At 74.1% G+C, this 18578-nt stretch carries 10 protein-coding genes and 1 pseudogene; 10 read left to right on the forward strand and 1 reads right to left on the reverse strand.

Annotation, left to right across the window (positions count from 1 at the left end):
- Nucleotides 1–2478: pseudogene (locus QK440_RS37950) on the reverse strand (hypothetical protein); the annotation flags it as partial.
- 1793 nt (nt 2479–4271) lie between these two features.
- Between QK440_RS37950 and QK440_RS37955 the strand changes: the two are divergent.
- The 10 genes from QK440_RS37955 to QK440_RS38000 form a co-directional block, all read left to right on the forward strand.
- A complete protein-coding gene (locus QK440_RS37955) occupies nt 4272–4961 on the forward strand; it encodes a ScbR family autoregulator-binding transcription factor (protein WP_282797826.1) in 690 nt (229 codons plus the stop codon).
- 1414 nt (nt 4962–6375) lie between these two features.
- A complete protein-coding gene (locus QK440_RS37960; protein ID WP_282797827.1) occupies nt 6376–7608 on the forward strand; it encodes a cytochrome P450 in 1233 nt (410 codons plus the stop codon).
- 946 nt (nt 7609–8554) lie between these two features.
- On the forward strand, nt 8555–9667 hold the full coding sequence (locus tag QK440_RS37965) for a serine hydrolase domain-containing protein (protein ID WP_282797828.1): 1113 nt from the start codon (nt 8555–8557) through the stop codon (nt 9665–9667).
- Nucleotides 9668–10147: 480 nt separating this feature from the next.
- Nucleotides 10148–10378 carry an acyl-CoA carboxylase epsilon subunit gene (locus tag QK440_RS37970; protein WP_282797829.1) on the forward strand — a complete coding sequence of 77 codons (231 nt, stop codon included), beginning with the start codon at nt 10148–10150 and terminating at the stop codon, nt 10376–10378.
- A 113-nt stretch (nt 10379–10491) separates the two neighbouring features.
- On the forward strand, nt 10492–12153 hold the full coding sequence (locus QK440_RS37975; protein ID WP_282797830.1) for an acyl-CoA carboxylase subunit beta: 1662 nt from the start codon (nt 10492–10494) through the stop codon (nt 12151–12153).
- 310 nt (nt 12154–12463) lie between these two features.
- Nucleotides 12464–13207, forward strand: a complete 744-nt coding sequence (locus QK440_RS37980) for a ScbR family autoregulator-binding transcription factor (RefSeq protein ID WP_282797831.1) — start codon at nt 12464–12466, stop codon at nt 13205–13207.
- A 290-nt stretch (nt 13208–13497) separates the two neighbouring features.
- Nucleotides 13498–14349 carry an AfsR/SARP family transcriptional regulator gene (locus QK440_RS37985; RefSeq protein WP_282797832.1) on the forward strand — a complete coding sequence of 284 codons (852 nt, stop codon included), beginning with the start codon at nt 13498–13500 and terminating at the stop codon, nt 14347–14349.
- Between the two features lie 872 nt (nt 14350–15221).
- Entirely contained in the window at nt 15222–16043 is an 822-nt protein-coding gene (locus QK440_RS37990; protein WP_282797833.1) for an AfsR/SARP family transcriptional regulator, read from the forward strand.
- A 266-nt stretch (nt 16044–16309) separates the two neighbouring features.
- Nucleotides 16310–17368: an SRPBCC family protein gene (locus tag QK440_RS37995; protein ID WP_282797834.1), complete on the forward strand. Its 1059-nt coding sequence runs from the start codon at nt 16310–16312 to the stop codon at nt 17366–17368.
- A 250-nt stretch (nt 17369–17618) separates the two neighbouring features.
- Nucleotides 17619–18578: condensation domain-containing protein (locus QK440_RS38000; protein WP_282797835.1), on the forward strand; the 960-nt coding region annotated here is incomplete at its 3' end.

Below are 18578 nucleotides of genomic sequence, written 5' to 3' on the forward strand. Positions count from 1 at the left end.
GAGCCTCGTGCCTTTACACTGTTCCGCTCGCCTCGGCGTTTCGGTGGTTGCGGTGGGTGGGGGTGGGGGGGTGTGGTTTAGGAGGAGTTCGCTGGCGGCTTTGGCGGTGATGACGAGGTTGTCGCCTTCGGCGGTGATGGCGCCTTCGATGTTGAGTTGTTGTTCGAGGAGGTTGTTGGGGGTGAACAGGCCTTGGGCGCCGCAGCGTTCGCGGGCTTCGATGGCGATGGTGCGGGCTTGCCAGGTGGTGAAGGCTTTGGTGAGGGCGATGGTGCGTTCGATGTGGGGGCGTTGGTCGGGGGTGTGGTGGGTGTAGAGGTGAAGGACGTGGCGGTTGAGGAGGGTGAGGGCGTAGGCGGTGGCGAGGTGGGTGAGCAGGGGTTGGTGGTGGGTGCGGTGGGCGATGAGGGGGGTGGTGTGGCCGGGGCGGGGGCCGGTGATGTGGCGGTGGTGGGCGTAGGTGAGGGCGGTGGCCAGGGCGGTGCGGGCCATGCCGAGGGTGCCGGCGCTCATGCAGAGTTTGCCGAGGGTGACGCGGTTGAGGGTGCGCAGGAAGCGTTTGCGGGGGTTGCCGAGGGTGGTGGTGAGGTGGCCGTCGGGGCTCAGGCGGGTGTGGTCGGCTTCCAGGAGGGCGGTGCGGGGCAGGGGGATGTGGTGGAAGTGGGTGAGGCTGTGGTCGATGGTGGGGCCGGTGCGGGTGGGCAGGCGGCGGGTGGTGATGCCGGGCAGGGGGTGGCCGTGGTGGTCGGTGAGGGGGACGAGGAAGAGGTGGACGCCGTGGTCGTGGCCGTTGGCGATGAGGCGGGCGGCGACGAGGGCGGTTTTGGGTCCGCCGGTGGGGCTGGTGTTGGGCATGAATTTCTGGGCGCCCAGGGTGGGGGTGTTGAGGGTGAAGGTGTTGGTGGTGGGGTGGTGGTGGGCGGTGGTTTGCAGGTGGGCGGCGTCGTTGCCGTGTTCGAGTTCGGTGCACAGGAAGGTGCCGGTGCGGGTGAGGCGGGTGTAGGGGGTCAGGTCGCGGTGGTGGTGGTCGTGGTCGAGGAGGGTGCCTAAGAAGAGGTTGTAGTGGATGCTGGCCAGGGAGGTCAGGCCGCCGTCGAGGGCGCCGGTCCATTCGTGCAGGGCGGCCAGGCGTTCGGGGTCCTGGGCGAGGAGTTCGGGGGTGCCGGCGGCCTGGTTGAGCAGGTGCAGGCGCTGGTAGGAGCGGGTGATCTGCTGGTGGGGGGTCAGGTCGTAGCGGTCGCGGAACTCGGGGCGGGCGATCAGGCGGCGCCAGGGGCCGTGGATGCGTTCGCGGTCGGGGCCGTTGAAGAGCAGGTCGGTGAGGTGGGCGGTGGTCTCGGCGGCCTGCGCGGCCGCCGCAGCCTGAGCGGCCTGAGCGGCCTGAGCGGCCTGAGCGGCCTGAGCGGCCTGTGCGGCTGCTGCGGCCTGGGCGGCCTGTGCGGCCTGTGCGGTGTTCGCGTCTGCCGCGGGCTGAGTGGCCGTCGCGGGCTGGGCGGTCGTCGAGGCCTGGGTGTCGTTGGCGTTTGCTGCGGCTTGGGCAGCCTGCGCTTCCGCTGCGGCCTGGGTGGCCTGGGTGGTGTTGGCGTCCGCTGAGGTGCGGGTGTCTTGGGCGGGCTGGGGGGAGGCGGCTGCAAGACCGGTGGCCGTGTGTCCGGTGGCCGTGAGGGCTGCGGCGGCGGCCGCGAGATCGCTGGCTGTGAGGCCGGTTGTCGCGTCCGTGGGGCCGGTGGCCTCGCGGGGTGTGGCTGTGAGGTCGGTGGCCGTGTGTCCGGTGGCTGTGAGGGCGGTGGGTCCGTGATCGGCTGCTGTGTGTGTGGGGTTGGTGGCCGTACGGCCGGTGGCTGTGTCGGGTGTGCGGTATAGCGCTGTGTCGGGTGGCTGTCCGTAGGCCGTTGCTGTGTTGGGGGTGTGGGGGTCTGTCAGCGGGTGTGTGGTGGTTGTTTCGTGGTGCCAGGCGGTTTGTGCGGTGGTTGCGGCGTGGGTTACGGCGGCTGCGGCCTCGGCGTCCATGGCGGCGGCGAGTTGTGCGGTTGCTGCGATCTTCGCCTGCGCGGCCTGCGTCGCCTGTGCGGCCTGTGTGTCTTTGCCTGTGTCTGGTTGGGGTGTGGGGTGGGTGGGGGTGGGGGTGTTGTGGCGGGCTGCGGTGGTTGCGGCGTGGGTGAGTTGGGTGCGGGCGTGCCGGAGGGCGGGGGCTGCCAGGCGTTGCAGGGTGGCCTGGTCCGCGGTGGTGGTCGCCGGATGCGGGGCGGGGGCCTGGGGCGCGGTGGGCGCGCAGGCCCGGGGTGCGGGGGCGGGGGGTGGGGTGGGGGTGTGGGCGGTGGCGGCGTCGATGGCGGCTTGGGCGGCTGCTTGGGCGGCCTGGACGGCTTGGGTGGCTTCGGCGTTGACGGCGGCTGCGGCGGCCGCGGTGCGTGCCTCGATGATTCCGGCGGCTGCTGCGGCGGCGGTCGCGGTGGTCAGGGCCGGGGTGGGCAGCACCGGTGCAGATGCTGAGACCGGTCCCGCCGCCGAAACCGTCCCCGCCGCTGGGATCGCCCCCGCCGCCGAAACCGCCGTCCCCGCCGCCGCTCCCGCCGGGACCGTCGCCGGGGGTGAAGTCGCTCCGGTAGCCGGGGCCGCGTTCGGGGGTGGGGTCGTGTGCGCGGCCGGGGGCGGGGTTGTCTGTGTGCCGGAGCCGCTGGGGGGCTGGAAGTCCGTGCCGGGGCCGGAGGGGCCGGGCTGCGTGCCGGTGCCGGTTTGTGCCTGAGGGCTGGTCTGCGTCTGGGCCGGTGTGCCGGGGCTGCTGTGCTGTCCGTCGCGGCCGGGCTGCGTGCCCTGTACGCCGTGACTGTCCTGCGGGGTGTGGCCGGGTTGCCTGTCAGGGCCGGGCTGTCTGTCGGGGCCGGGCTGTGCGGTGGGGTGGGTGGGGGCGTCCGCGGCATCCTCCGCTGTGCCGGGCGCGTGGGGGTGGTGCGTGGCGTGCTCGGGGTCCGGGGTGGCGGGTGTGCCGCGGCCGGTGTTTTCGGTGGCGCCGGGGTGGGGCTGGGGGTCCGCGGCGGGCTGCGGGGAGCCGGGAGGAACGGCCGGAACGGTCTGATCGGTTGGAACGGTCAGCAGGGTCATAGGACCTCTCCGTACGTCGCCGAGTTCGAACGAGGACAGTTCGGTGGACTAAAGATACGGACCCCCCGGTTTCTTGTAAAACCTTCGATGGCACCCTTTCCGGCCCCTCGCCCCGCACCCGGGATGCTGTGTTTTACGGGGAGTTGGGGCCGGGTGCGGGCAGGTCACGGCCGGACGGAGCACGGGTGGGGGGTGGCTGGAAAAGGGCGTCAAAGCCGGGGCAGGACAGGGCAGTTGAGCCCCGCAGGGCGCCTGGAACCGGCCCCGGGCCGGCCGCACGGCCCGCCGGGGGCGCCCGCGGTCGGATTCCGGCCCCGCCGGACCCCGTTCCATACCCCGCGCCAGCCCGTTGCCCTGCGGCAGAGCCGGGCCCAGACCCCTGCGGCGCTCAACGAGGGCGCCCCCAGGGCGTTTTCCCGGGCCCCCGGGGCGTTGCCGGGGGCCCGGAACAGGGCCTGAGCAGACCCTGGGCAGGCCACGAGCAGGCCCTGAGCGGAGCCGGAACGGGCCCGGGGGGCCGGTTCTAGGGGGGCAGGCATCGGTCGCGGGCCCGTTCAGACTGCTCCCGGGCTCCTGCTGCGGGGCTGTTTCCCGGTGGGCCGGAGCCCGGCCCGGACCCCGGTTCGGGCCCGGGCCGGGAGCCGTCCTGGTGCTGCTCGGGGCCTGGTCGCAAGCCGCCCCGGCCCCGCTCAAGGCCGGCCCGGGACCTGGTCGGGAGCCGGAGGGGCACCGGAAGAGGGCTGGGGAGCTGCCGTGTGCCCTGGCCGGGGGTTGTTGTGGGGCCTGGGCGGGGCTGGTTGAGGGGGGTGTGGCTGGCTGGAGGCCGGGCCGGGTTGTGCCGGGTCGGGGCCGGGGCTGGGGGGTGGGGGTGGGGTTTGGGTTGGGGTGATCGGGGGCGTTGTCAAACCGCTTGCCTGGTTTTATTGTGGGGGTGTTCGCTCCCGGGTGTTGTCCGGGTGGTAGGTCAGGCTGTGACGGTCGTGCCGGTCGCGGTCCGGGTGGTGTGCCCTCGCGTTGTGTTTATGGCGTGTGGCGGGGTGGGCCGGTCCGGGCCGGGGGCTTGGGTGGCGGGGTCGGGGTGTGGTCTGCCGGCCTGGGTGGTGTTGGGGGCGGTGTTAGGCCCGTCTGGTTGTGGGCGAAGGAGGTACGGGGGTTTCGGAGGTGGTTTCGTGGCGCGGCAGGAGCGGGCGATTCGGACGCGGAAGGCGATCCTGGCGGCGGCGGCCGAGGTGTTTGACGATGTGGGGTATGAGGCTGCGACCATCTCCGAGATCCTGAAGCGCTCGGGGCTGACCAAGGGGGCGTTGTACTTTCATTTCGCTTCCAAGGAGGAGCTGGCGCAGGGGGTGCTGAATGAGCAGGTGGCCGCGTTGCCGCCGGTGCCCCGGCATGAGCTGAAGCTGCAGATGTCGATCGATGAGGCGGTGCTGCTGGCGCGGCTGCTGCAGAAGGGGACCGGGGATCCGATCGTGCAGGGCAGTATGCGCCTGACGGTGGAGCAGGGCGGTCCGAAGGACCTGCTGGACCGGCGGGTTCCGGTGGAGGGCTGGCTGGAGCACACCTCGGCGCTGTTCGAGCAGGCCAAGGCGGCCGGGGAGATCCTGCCGCATGTGGATCTGGCGCGGGTGGTGCGGGTGTTCGTGGCCGCGTTCACCGGGGTGCAGGTCCTGTCGGGGATTTTGACCGGGCGTGAGGACCTGCAGGAGCGGGTGCTGGACTTCTACAGTTACCTGATGTCGGCGATCGCCAGTCCCGGGGTGCTGGCCCGGCTGGACTTCACCCTCCAGCGCGGGGAGTGGGTGTATGCCGAGGCGATGCGCCTGCACCACGAACGCGAGAACACCGCCCCCGACAACTGACCCCCGCCCCCGGCAGCCCGGGCCCCCGGGCCTCCTCTGGCCTTCCGGGCGGCCTTGCCTGGCCGTCCCGTTCCCCGGCCGGTGACCGCTGAACGCCCCGTCATCCGGTGGGCGCTGCCCGCCCGTGCGGGCGGCGGACCCGGTCGGCGCCGGCGGCCGGCCGGGCCGTGTCCCCGAAGTCTGCGCACCTCCTGAGGCGGCGGGGCGGGGGAGGGGAGGGGTGTGGACCGGGGGGACTGCAAGGCCGCTGCAGGGCCGGGGCCGCAGGCGCGGCCCCGGGTTCCGGCCGTACCCGCCGCCTCAGCTGGCCCCTGTGCTCTGCGGGTCCTGAGGCCGCCCAGGGGGCTGCCGCTCTCTTCCGCTCGAAGACCCGCCGCGGGGGCTTGGGCGGTAAGCGCGGGGCCACGACCGCGGGGCCCGGACAAGCAGTCGCCGGGCCCGGCCCGGACCGGGCGGTGCGCACCCGCCGGGCAGGAACTTCACGGGCCCGCCGAGTTTTTTCCAACTCCATAGCGTGGCAGGGGCCTTGCAGTCTTCCCCCCCCGGGTTCCCGGGCGGGCCGTGAAGCCGCCGTGCCTGCGGGCCGGGGCTGTCTTGTGGCGGGGCGAGGGGGGTGTTGGTGGCACGTGTAGGTGTCGTTGGTCTTCAGGTCTTTGGCGTGGGGAGGTTTGCTGGTCTCCAGGGCGTCAGATCCGCCGGGCAGTCAGGCTGCGGAACCGACAGGCCAACCCGCGGCCGCAGGCAGGGGGAGGGGAGGGCAGAGCGCCGAAGCCGTGCAGGCTCCGGGTTCCGCCGGAGGGGGCGTCCGTGTGCGGGGCCGGGTTCCCGCGGGGCCCACAGCGCGCGCGAACCATCCAGGGTCTTTGGACCCGTAGGACCCCGGCCTGGATGCCGTGGCCCGCACTTTGCGCAGCCTTCGGCCCTCCAAGGGGCCGAGGGCCGGGGGCCGAAGGCCGGGGGGCCGTGGGCTGGGGGTGTAGCAGGGGGGTGTGGCGGTGGGTTCGTACCGTTCGCGGCCGGTGGCGTGGTGCCAGCGCCCGAGGGGAGGGGGAGCTGCGGCTTTCCCGCCGGCCGCTCCCGAGAGGGGGGTGCCTGGTGTGCTTCGTGCTTGTGCTCTTCGGCCGTGTCACGGCGGCCGGTCTCGTACGAGGGCCTGACGGCCTGCTGGGCCTGCCGAAACCGGGAGGTCTGCCGGGGCCCGGGAGGCCTGCTGGGCTCACCGGTTCGCCGGGTCTGCCGGTCCTGCGCGGGCCTGCCGGATCCGGCAGGTGATACCGGGCCTGCGCAACCTGCCGGGCCCGCTGGGCCGGCAGGTCTGCTGGCCCGCTGGACCTGACGGGCCTGCTGTGCCTGGTGGGTTTGGTGGTTGGTGTGTGCGTAAGGGTAGGTACTGCCGAGCGGACGGAGTGCGTTGATGGAGCTGACTGCTTGCCCGTATGCGTTGGATGTGCGGGGGCGTCATCATGCTGGTCAGGCCGAGTGGTTGGGGCGGCAGGGGCCGGCGGTGTCGGTGGAGTTGCCGGGGGGTGTGCCGGCCTGGGCGGTGGTCAAGGCCAGGTATGTCAAGCAGTTGCTGACCGATCCGCGGGTGTCGCGGGATCCGCGGCGGCACTGGCCGGCGTATACCGAGGGGCGGATCACGCCGCAGTGGCCGCTGTACACCTGGGTGCACAACGAGAACATGCTGACCGCCTACGGCCAGGAGCACCGCCGGTTGCGGCGGCTGGCGGCGGGGGCGTTCACCGCGCGGCGCACGGCGGCGATGCGGCCGCGGGTGCAGCGGTGTGCGGGGCAGTTGCTGGAGCAGCTGGCGGGTGCGGGTGCGGGGCAGGTGGTGGATCTGCGGGCGGGGTATGCGGATCTGCTGCCGACGCGGATCATCTGTGAGCTGTTCGGGGTGGCCGAGGAGGACCGGGACGAGTTGTGCGCGATGGTGCACACGGTCTTCGACACCACCGCCGGTGCCGAGCAGATGGCCGCGGCCAACGAGCGGGCCTTTGCGATGATGGCGCAGCTGGTGGCCGCCAAGCGGCGCCGGCCCGGTGATGACCTGACCAGTTCGCTGATCGAGGTCCGTGACCGGGGTGAGCAGCTGAGCGAGCCGGAGCTGCTGGGCACGCTGTATCTGCTGATCGCGGCCGGCCACGACACCGCGGCCACGCTCATCGTCAACGCCGCGGCCGCGTTGCTGGCCGATCCCGCTCAGCTCGGGCATGTGCGCGCCGGGCGGGCCGGGTGGGCCGATGTGGTGGCCGAGACGATGCGGCTGCGCAATCCCGCGGCCTATCCGCCGCTGCGCTTCGCGGTGGAGGACATCGACCTGGACGGGGTGCGCATCCGCAAGGGCGATGCGCTGCTGGTGTCCTTCGCCGCGGCCGGGCTGGAGACCGAGCGGGTGGGCCAGGACGCGGCCGTCTTCGATGTGCTGCGCGCCGACCGGGGCGATGAGCTGGGCTTCGGCTACGGGGTGCACCGCTGTCTGGGGGCGCCGCTGGCCCAGATGGAGGGGGAGGTCGCCCTGGCGCGGCTGTTCGAGCGCTTCCCCGACATCGCGCTGGCCCAGCCGGTGGAGAGCCTGAGCCCGGTGGAGTCCTTCATCATCAACGGCTACGACGCCCTGCCCGTCATCCTGCACCCCCAGCCCTGACCCGCCACCCCCACCCGCCCCCCCACACGCCCCTCGCGCCCCCGGGACTCCTGTGCCGGGCAGCAGCCGGGGGTGCGCCCCCGCCGCGCCCCGGTAGGAGGCACACCAAGCCCTGCGGCCCGCCCGGCCGCAGGGCTTTCCCACGCCCCGCCTGCCCTCCCTGTCCCGCACACCCCCACCCGCCTCGGACACCCCCACCCGCCCGCAGACCACACCCCCGGCCCCGGCCCTGGCCCCGGCTCTGGCTCCGGCTCCGGGCTGGGCTCCGGCCCCCGGCTCCGCTCCGGTCCTGGCCTCGGCTCTGTCCCAGCCGGGCTCCAGCTCGCTCCTCCCGGCCCGCCCCCGGCAGGGCTCCGCTTCCTCCGCTCCCGGCCCACGCCTCCTTTCCCCTTCCTCCTTCTTCTTCCTGCTCCTTGTGTTCGGCTGCGCCCGTGCCGCAGCCCCGTTGTCAGAGCGCCCGGAGCGGCCCGGCGTGGGTGGGGCCTGTCCGCCTTCCCGCTTCCCGCCCGGGGTGCTGCCCGCCGTGCCTGCTGCGCCCCGCCCCGCCTGGCCTTGCCCCGCGCGCTGCGGGCCGCAGGTCGCGGGCCGTCGGCCCGGTACGTCACGGCGGCATGGCCTGCTGCGCGCCTGCTGCCAACGGCCTGGGCTGCATGCTCTGTTGTGTGCCTGCCTGTACGGCGCTGCCCGCGGCCGGGGCCGCGGCGTACCTGCGGAGGGCCGGGGTGCGGGCCGGGGGCGCGGGCCGGGGCGTGGGCTGGGGGTGGGGTGGGGGTTTGGCCCTGAGATGGTTCAGGGGTGGTCCCCGATGCCAAGGCGGGTATCGCGCTGGTGGACTTGGTGCATGCGCCGAAACCCGTTGTCCGTGCTGTCTGTGCGTGTTCTCACCGCTCTTGCCGTTGCCGGGGGGCTGCTTGCTCTGGTGGTGATAGCCCCTGCCCCTGGCGGGGTGTCGCACCCGCCCTCGTCTGCGCGGGCCCGGCTGCAGGCGGCGGTGGAGGAGATGGTGCAGGAGGGCACTCCCGGTGTGGTGGCCCGGGTCGAGGGCGGGCGCGGGGGGTGGGGGGTGCGGGCGGGCGTGGGCGACCTGGCCACGGGCCGGGCGCGCGGCGCCGGGGAGAAGTTCCGCATAGCCAGCGTGAGCAAGCCCTTCACGGCCGTGGTCCTGCTGATGCTGCAGGCGCGCGGGCGGCTGTCACTGCAGGACAGCCTGGAGCGCTGGCTGCCGAAGGTGGTGCGCGCAAAGGGCTACCGTCCCCGCCACATCCGCCTGCGGCACCTGCTCAACCACACCAGCGGCATCTTCGACTACAACAGCGATCCCGCCTTCCGCGCCCGGTACGCGGGTGCCGCCTTCGACGGCAACCGCTTACGCACCTGGTCCCCGCGCCAGTTGGTGGACATCGCGCTGGCCCACCGGCCGCTCTTCCAGCCCGGGCAGGGCAGCAGGCCCGGCAGGCCGGGCCGGTGGGCCTACTCCGACACCAACTACGTCCTGGCGGGCATGGTCATCGAAAAGGCCGCCGGGACGACGTACAAGGACGCGCTCGAGCGCTACGTCATCAAGCCGCTCGGCCTGCGCGGCACCAGCGTGCCCGGCACCTCACCGGGGCTGCCCGCGCCGCACGCCCGGCACTACTCCACCCTGTCCGGGCAGGGGCCGCAGGCCACGGTGCGCGAGGTCACCGAGTTCAACCCGAGCGTGGCGTTCTCGGCCGGAGAGCTGATATCGACCGCCGCGGACGTCAACACCTTCATGACCAGGCTGCTGGCCGGCGAGCTGCTCCCGCCTGCCCAGCAGCGGCAACTGCTGGCGGCCGTGCCCGTCGACGGCGACCGGCAGCACGGCGGCCCGCACGACCTGTACGGCCTTGGCCTGCGCCGCTTTCATCTGGCCCGGCACTGCTGGGTCTGGGGCCACGGCGGCCTGCTGCCGGGCTCGGCCACCCGCGCGGTGGTCTCCGCCCGCGGAAAACGGGCGCTGACCTTGAACTCCAACGGCGACTGGGGCGCACAGCACCTGGAGGACGCCGCGGTACGCACCCAGTTCTGCCACCGCTGACACCCCCACCCCCCGGCCCCGGCCACGCCCGGCCTGTGCCACCGCACGGGCAGCCCGAGCCCGCACGGACAGCAAACCCCCCTGCCCCCTGGCCCCCTGACCCTGGCCCCCTGCACCCTGGCCCCCTGCACCCTGGCCCTCCGCGCTACTCCTGACCCCTGCATCCCTGGCGTCCTGCAACCGGCGCTCCTGCAGGCGCCTTCGTGCAAGGGGCCCAAAAGGCAGCAGGAGCTGCGGGGGAGGGGGGCCGGGGGCGCCGGAGGCATCGGGAGTGCCGGAGGTACCGGGGATGCCGAGGGCACTGGGGCGTTGAGGGTCGGGGGCGTCGGGGGCGACGGGGTGTCGAGGGTGGGGGAGCGGGGGTGGGGGGGCGTCCAGGTGTCCTGGCCGGGGGCTGGGGCTGATCGCGAGGCGGGCCCGAGCGGTTTTCGAGTACGCCGGTGGACGGTGGCGGGGGTGAGACAGGCGGAGGTGGGACACGTGCCGGATGAGGCCGCTTTGATCCAGGTCACGCGGGGCCGGGCGACGCAGGAGGAGCTGGCCGCGGTGGTGGTGACGCTCCTGTCGCTGCTCTCGGCGCACGACCGGGGCCCAGAACCGGACAACGGCCCGCCCGCCGCGGGCACGGGCCACGGCTGGGCCGCGGGCGCCTACCAGGCTCCTGAGAGCTGGACGGCGGCCGGCCCGGTGCCCTTGCGGCAGGGATGGTGACCAGCCATCTCCCCATCTCAAACACACAAACCGCACAGGCGGTTTGTTAGTATGCGGAGGTGGCACCCAGGTGGCCGTGCCTCCCTTGGCAACTCGCAGGAAAGGGGACCGTCATGACGACGGTGTTGGAGCCCGCCGCAACCGCCGCGACAACCGCACCCACCCCGGAGACCCCGGAGACCCCACAGGCCCCTGAGGCCCCAGGGGCCCGGGGGGCTGGGGCGGGGGATGCGCGGGGGCGGGTGGCGCAGCTGGCGGCGGTGCGGGCGCTGGCGCAGGGCGGGCCGGGGCAGCGGGCGACGGCCGCGCAGCACGCGCGGGGCAAGCTGACGGCGCGTGAGCGGATCGCGCTGCTGCTGGATGAGGGCTCCTTCCGGGAGGTGGAGCAGTTGCGCCGGCACCGGGCGGTGGGGTTCGGGCTTGAGGACAAGCGGCCCTACACCGACGGGGTGGTCACCGGCTGGGGCACGGTGGAGGGCCGCACGGTCTTCGTGTACGCGCACGACTTCCGCATCTTCGGCGGGGCGCTGGGCGAGGCGCACGCGGCCAAGATCCACAAGGTGATGGACATGGCGCTGGCGGCCGGGGCGCCGCTGGTGTCCCTCAACGACGGGGCCGGGGCGCGGATCCAGGAGGGGGTGGTGGCGCTGGCCGGCTACGGCGGGATCTTCCGGCGCAACACCCGCGCCTCGGGGGTGATCCCGCAGATCTCGGTGATGCTGGGCCCGTGCGCGGGCGGCGCGGCCTACAGCCCGGCGCTGAGCGACTTCGTGTTCATGGTCCGTGAGAGCGCGCAGATGTTCATCACCGGCCCCGAGGTGGTGCGCGCGGTCACCGGCGAGGAGATCTCGCACAACGGCCTGGGCGGCGCGGACGTGCACGCCGAGACCTCCGGGGTGTGCCACTTCGCCTACGACGACGAGGAGACCTGCCTGGCCGAGGTGCGCTACCTGCTGTCCCTGCTGCCGGCCAACAACCGCACCCCGCCCCCCGCGGCGGTGTGCACCGACCCCGCCGACCGCACCTGCCCGCGCCTGGTGGACCTGGTGCCGGCCGACACCAGCCGCCCCTACGACATGGCCGCGGTGATCGCCGAGATCGTCGACGACGGCGAGGTGCTGGAGGTCCACGAGCGCTTCGCCCGCAACATCATCTGCGCGCTGGCCCGCCTGGACGGCCAGGTGGTGGGCATCGTCGCCAACCAGCCCCAGGTCCTGGCCGGGGTGCTGGACATCGAGGCCTCGGAGAAGGCCGCCCGCTTCGTGCAGATGTGCGACGCCTTCCACATCCCCCTGCTGACCCTGCTGGACGTGCCCGGCTTCCTGCCCGGCGTCGACCAGGAGCACGGCGGCATCATCCGCCACGGCGCCAAACTGCTGTACGCGTACTGCAACGCCACCGTGCCGCGCATCTCGCTGGTCCTGCGCAAGGCCTACGGCGGCGCCTACATCGTCATGGACAGCCAGTCCATCGGCGCCGACCTCACCTACGCCTGGCCCACCAACGAGATCGCGGTGATGGGCGCCGAGGGCGCCGCCAACGTCGTCTTCCGCCGCCAGATCGCCGCCGCCGAGGACCCCGAGGCCACCCGCGAGCGCCTGATCGAGGAATACCGCCAGGCCCTGATGCACCCCTACTACGCCGCCGAACGCGGCCTGGTCGACGACGTCATCGACCCCGCCCGCACCCGCGAAGTCCTCATCGGCGCCCTGGCCATGCTGCGCAGCAAACACGCCGACCTGCCCGCCCGCAAACACGGCAACCCACCCCAGTAGACCCGCAACCCGACCCCGGCACCCGCCCGCACCACCCGCCCCCGGACACCCGCCCGCACCACCCCTCCACCCCCCACCGGCACCACCACGCCAGGGCCCAGGCCCACCCCGGGCCCGCCAGGCCCACCAGATCCGCCCGGCCCGCCCGGCAGGCCGGGTCCGCCAGGCGGCCCCAGGGGCCGCCGGTGACCTGGCAGAGCGGGAGGTGCGGGGGACACCAGGAGAGCCGGGGGGCGGAGGAACCGGCACTCTCCCCGGCGGTGCACGGCATCCGCCTACGGGACAAGCCCCCACGACCAGGAGAACCACCATGGTGCAGCAAGCGCGCGCCGCGCGCACCCGCCGGCTGCTGATGCGGGCGGCCGCCCAGACCTTCGCCGAAGAAGGCTTCCAGGCGGCCTCCTTGAGCACCATCAGCCGCCGCGCCCAGGTCAGCAGCGGCGCCCTGCACTTCCACTTCGAGAGCAAACACGTCCTGGCCCAGGCCGTGGAAGAGGTCGCCGCCGACACCCTGGCCCGCATCACCGGCCAGGCCGGCCGCGCCCCGGTCAGCCGCCTGCAGCGCCTGGTCGACGCCACCCACCAGCTCATGAGCGCCCTGGAGGAGGACGTGGTGGTCCGCGCCGGCTTCGAACTGGCCGGCACCACCCCGCGCCGCGGCGAGGCGGTGGACCTGCGCGGCCGCTGGCAGTGCTGGGTGGAGGACCTGCTGCACGCCGCCGCGGACGGCGAACTGGCCCCCGACGTGGCCCCCGCCGAGGCCTCCATGGCCGTCCTGGCCGCCACCGTCGGCTTCGAAGTCCTCGGCAGCGCCAACCCCAAATGGGTCTCGCGCACCACCGTCAACCACTACTGGGAACTCATGCTGCCCCGCCTGGCCCCCCGGCACGCCCTGCCCGCCCTCACCCCCTACGGCACCTCCCACACCACCCCCCACCCGGACACCACCCCCCGCCCGGACACCACCCCCCGCCCGGACACCGGCTCCCGCCCGGGCGCCGCAGCCGGCTCCGGCCGGGAGGCCGCACCCTGCCGCTGCCAGAAAACCGACTGATTCCGCTGTTCTGCCCGCCCGTCCGGCGCTCCGCCTGTACCGTCGCCCGCAGGCCCGGACGAAACCCCGCCCCGCCCCCGAACACCAGGCCAGACGTGCCCCGTTGGGACTGCCGGGGCCGCAGGGCGGCGGAGGATGCGGGGGCGTGGGCCGGGCGGGGCCGGGGGACCCGGACAAGATTTAGAAACCATCCATGCGGTTTCATATTGACAAACCGCGTGGACTGTTTTTGAATTCTGGGTGAGAGACCGCCCCGCGGGCGGCGGCATCCACGGGACAGGGGAGACGCTGTGGACATCAACGTACTCGGCGCGCTGGCGATTTCGGAGCACGGGGTGTCCGTCACGCCGACCGCTCCCAAGCCCCGCCAGGTGCTGGCACTGCTGGCGCTGCACGCCGACCGCGTGGTCCCGCTGTCCGCCCTGACCGAGGAGCTGTGGGCCACCACCCCGCCGCGCAGCGCCCGTACCACGCTGCAGACCTACGTCCTGCAGTTGCGCGAGCTCATCGCCCGGGCCCTGCGCCAGGACCCGCCCGGCGTTCCGGCCGGGCCGGGCGGCAGGTGCTCGGCCAAGGACGTGCTGGTGACCACCCCGGGCGGCTACCTGCTCGCCGGCGGCCAGGGGCGGCACGACGTCAAGGAGTTCGAGCACCTGGCGGGCACCGGCTACCGGGCCATGGACGCCGGGGACTTTTCCGGCGCCGCCCGCCGGCTGCGCGAGGCGCTGGCCCTGTGGAGCGGGGACGCGCTGGCCGACGTACCGGCCGGCAGCCAGCTCACGGTGGAGATCAGGCGGCTCAACGAAAGCCGTCTGTGCGCGCTGGACCAGCGCATCGAGGCCGACTTGCGCCTGGGGCGCCACCGCGAACTGCTCGCCGAGCTGACCGTCCTGGTCAACCGCCACCGCACCCATGAGAACCTGCACGCCCAGTTCATGCTGGCGCTGCACCGCTCGGGCCGGCGCGGCGAGGCCCTGGAGGCCTACCAGAAACTGCGCGCCACGCTGGTACGCGAACTCGGCCTGGAGCCGTCGGTGGCCCTGCGGCGCCTGCAGCACTCCATCTTGCTGGCCAGCCCCGAATCCACCGCCCCCGCCCCCGCCGCCGGCCCGGCCCCCGAGCGCCTGGCCCCGGCCGTCTGACCCCCTGGGCCACCCGCCCCGCGCCCCGCACGGCCCGGCCGCCCCACCACCGCGCGCCCCCGTGCCCCGCTGCCCCGCCCAGCCGTGCCCGGGCCCCCAACTGCCGGGCCGGACACGGCAACCAGCCCGCGGCCGCGTACCACCCAGGGCCGCGACAGGGCCCGGTGCCGTGACAGGACCCGGGGCGTGAGCGGGCCGGGGCGGGAGGCGAGGGCCCGGCGGCACGTACCGGTACGGCCGGTCCACCACCGCCCGGCCGCCGGTGGCACCACCCCGGCGGCCGGGGGACAACTGCACAGCCGCCCAGGCCACGGCGCCCGGCGCCCGGTGTCCGGCCCGCGCCCCCGGGCAGGGCGCGCGAACGCCCCGGCCGCCAGGCCCCGGCCCGCCGCCAGGCCCCGGCCCCGCGCCCCCGGCCGCTCCCGCCCCGCCCGGGCCACCGGCCGCCGCAGCCCCCAGAGGCCAGTACCAACAACCGCAAGACCACCCGACGGTGGAGCCACCGGCCGCCAGAAGCCGGAGCGGGAGCACAAGCACAAGCGGGAGCAGAAGCGGGGGCGGGGGGCGGAAGCAGAAGCAGAAGCGGGAGCGGAAGCAGAGGGAAAAAGGTGAAGAGCGGCGGGCGGCTTTTCTTTCCGGCAAAGGGAAGAACCCGCCGTGGTTTTGCCATAGGAAACATGTGCGGGCCGGTGGCGGTGCTTTCGCCGCCCGGGGCAGCGGGCGGGTGCGGCGGAAGGAATGAGGACGCAGGGACCGGAAGCCGTCTTGAGGGCTGCTCGAGAAGAACGGGGATGCCGCACGACGGCCGTTAATGTGCTCGCGATGACGGCATCAGCCACTGAAGAGAACCCGACGGAGTGCGGAGGAAACCCGTGGAGATTCAGGTTCTGGGTCCGTTGAGTGCCAACGTCAACGGGGGATCGATCGTTCCGACAGCGGGCAAGCCGCGGCAGATACTGTCCCTGCTGGCCCTCTCGCCGGGCCGGCTGGTGCCCGTGCCCGTCTTGATGGAGGAGATCTGGGGCATGCAGCCGCCCCAGAGCGCGCTGACCACCTTACAGACCTACATCCTGCAGCTGCGCCGGCGCCTTGGCACCGCGATGGGCCCCGACGCCCCCGGCAGCGCCAAGGACGTGCTGGCCACCCGCCACGGCGGCTACCTGATGCAGATACCGGCCCAGAGCGTGGACGTGTACCACTACGAACACCTGGTCATCCAGGGCCGCGGCGCCTTCGAGGCCGGAAACGACGCGGCCTCGGCCGACCACTTCCGCCGGGCGCTGGCCCTGTGGCGCGGGCCCACCCTGGTGGACGTCACCACCGGACCGATCCTGGAGATCGAGGTGATGCGCCTGGAGGAGAGCCGCCTGGGCACCCTGGAGCGGCGTATCGACGCCGACCTGCGCCTTGGCCGGCACTCCGAACTCATCGCCGAGCTGACCGAGCTGACCGCCCGCTACCCCCAGCACGAGGGCCTGCACTCCCAGGCCATGGTGGCGCTGTACCGCTCGGGCCGGCAGGCCTCGGCCCTGGACATCTACCGCCGCCTGCGGGCCCGTCTGATCGACGAGCTTGGCGTGGAGCCCTCGCCGCAGGTGCAGCGCCTGCACCAGGCCATGCTCGCCGTCGACCCCCAGCTGGACGTCGCCGCCGGCCCCCGGCGCGGCTCCACCTTCGACCTCTACGCCGCCTGACCCCCGCCCCCCCGCCACCCGCCCCGGGGCCGGGCCGTCCGCCAGAGCGTGAACTGCCCCGAGCACCCACCCCGTGGTGCTCGAGCCGGACTCGAGAGGAGCTCAGGCACGCATCAAGCCGTGTGAGCAACCGTTGGGTGACCGCTAAACGCATGTGTGCGGACCTTGATGACCAACACGACGACTGCTGCCGCCCGGGCAGACAAGCCCCGCCCCGCGCCGCACACGGCGGCCGGGCGGCACGGTCCCAAGAGAAGGTGGTGCCGGTGTCGGGCGAGCGTGTTCACCGGATATCGCACGCAGTCGACGTGGCCGCGCCCGCGGGCGTGGTCTACGCGCTGGTCGCCGACCCGGTGCGGTGGCCGCTGTACTTCCCCGCGAACGTGCACGTGGAGCAGCTCGACTACGACGGCACCCAGGAGCGCCTGCGCATGTGGGTGCTCGCCGACGGGCAGGTCAGGTCTTGGATCTCCAGCCGGGTGCAGGACGCCGCCCGCCGCACCGTCACCTACCAACAGGACCTGCTGATGGAGCCGGCCGCCTCGATGGGCGGCACCTGGACCATCACCGAAGACGGCCCCCAGCGCTGCCGCCTGCACCTGGAGCACGCCTTCAGCGCCGTGGGGGACCGCCCCGAGAGCGTGGCCTGGCTCACCCGCGCCACCTCGGCCAACGCCCGCGCCGACCTGGACAGCCTGCGCACCGTGGCCCAGCGCTTCGGCCGCCTGGACGCCCTGACGCTGTCCTTCGAGGAGTCCTTGCGCGTCAACGGCCCCCCCGAACTCCTCTACAGCTTCCTCTACGACGTCCTCAACTGGAGCACCCGCCTGCCGCATGTGGCCGGCGTGGAGGTGGACGAGCCCCGGGCCGGCATCCAGAACGTCACCATGCAGGTCCACCGGCCCCCCACCCCCGCCCCCGCCACCGCTGCTCCCGCCCCTGCCGCTGCTGTTCGTACCGTGCGCTCGGTGCGGGTGTGCTTCCCCCACGCCCAGCGCATCGTCTTCAAGGAACTCGATCCCGGCGGGCTGCTGGCCGCCCACCGCGGGGAGTGGTCGGTGCTGCCCGACCCCGGTGGGGTCACCGTCAGCGCCCAGCACCACGTCGTCCTGCGCGAGGACGCCCTGCCCCCCGCGGCCGGCCCGGCCCACCTGCGCAGCACCGACGCCCCCCGCAGCGCCCGCGCGGCCCGGCGCGAGCACGAGGCGCTCACACAGGTACGCCGCCAGGTTTGCCAGGAGCTGGGCCGCGACAGCCGCAGCGTGCTGCAAGCGGCCCGCGCCCACGCCGAGTCGGCAATACGCGCCTACGCCCTGCCCCGCTGACCCCCACACCCCGCCGGGGGAGGGGTGGTTGAGGGTGTGTCAGGGCGGCGTCAGCGCCGTGTGGGCGCGCGCACCATACTCGACCTCTGCGCTGGTGCAAGCCGCCCCCGCGCGGGGGCGGCCCGCAGGGCAAGGCAGCCGCGGCACCGGCCGCCAGGGCAGGCCATGGGAGAGGAGGACGGGGCCGGCACCACCGGGCCGCCGCGACATCCGCGGCGGCAGGCGATGGGCCACGGGCCCCGCAGAGCCGATGAGCGACAACCGCACCGCGGCGCACCGGCCGCTGAACGCCGTACTGCACCCCGGCACCCCCGCCGGCACCCACACCAGCCAGGCCCGCCCGCCCACCTTGGACCTGCACGGCCTGCTCGACCCGGTGCTGCTGGAGGCCGCCCTGGCCCACCTGGCCACCGCAGCGCCCGGCGCCCGCACCCGCCCCCACATCCGCCGCCACGGCCCCGCCCACCACACCCTGTACCTGGAGGGCGGCTACCCGCTGGGCGCCCTGGCCGACCTGCTGAGCACCCCCCACCCCGCCCCCGACCGGGCGAACTGGCCGCACCTGCCCCAGTACAGCGAGCCCACCGCCCTGCAGCAGCACCTGCTCGCCGACATCGCCGCCCACCCCCACCACCAGGTCGCCCAGCTCACCTGGCGCTGGCACGGCCCCCTGGACACCGCCCGCTTCACCGCCGCCTGGCAGGCCGTCTTCGACCGCGAAAGCGTGCTGCGCACCGCCATCGTCCCCGGCCCCGGCCTGCGCCCGCGCCTGGCCGTGCACGCCCACGCCCGCCCCGCCGTCCAGCGCCACCCCCACACCGCCTGGACCCGCCAGGCACTGGCCGAGCACGAACGCCGCCACGGCTTCGACCCCACCCGCCCCGGCCTGCTGCGCGCCGCCCTGCTCGACGGCGCCCCCCAGCCCCCGGCCGCCGGCCACGGCCCCACCGCCCCCACCGAGGTCCTGCTGACCTACCACCGCGCCCTGCTGGACGCCTGGAGCGTGCGCGTGCTGCTGCGCGCCTTCTACTGCGCCTACCTCACCGGCACCCTGCCCGGCGGCGAACGCCGCCCCGACCTGCGCGACTACCAGCGCTGGCTCACCGCCCAGGACACCCGCGCCGCCCAGGACCTGTGGACCACCCGCACCCCGCCCCCCGCCCCTTCCGCCCCGCCCGCGCCAGGGCCGGCCATGGCGCGCCCGGCCCCG

Source organism: Streptomyces sp. CC224B, assembly GCF_030010595.1.
GTDB lineage: Bacteria > Actinomycetota > Actinomycetes > Streptomycetales > Streptomycetaceae > Streptomyces > Streptomyces longispororuber.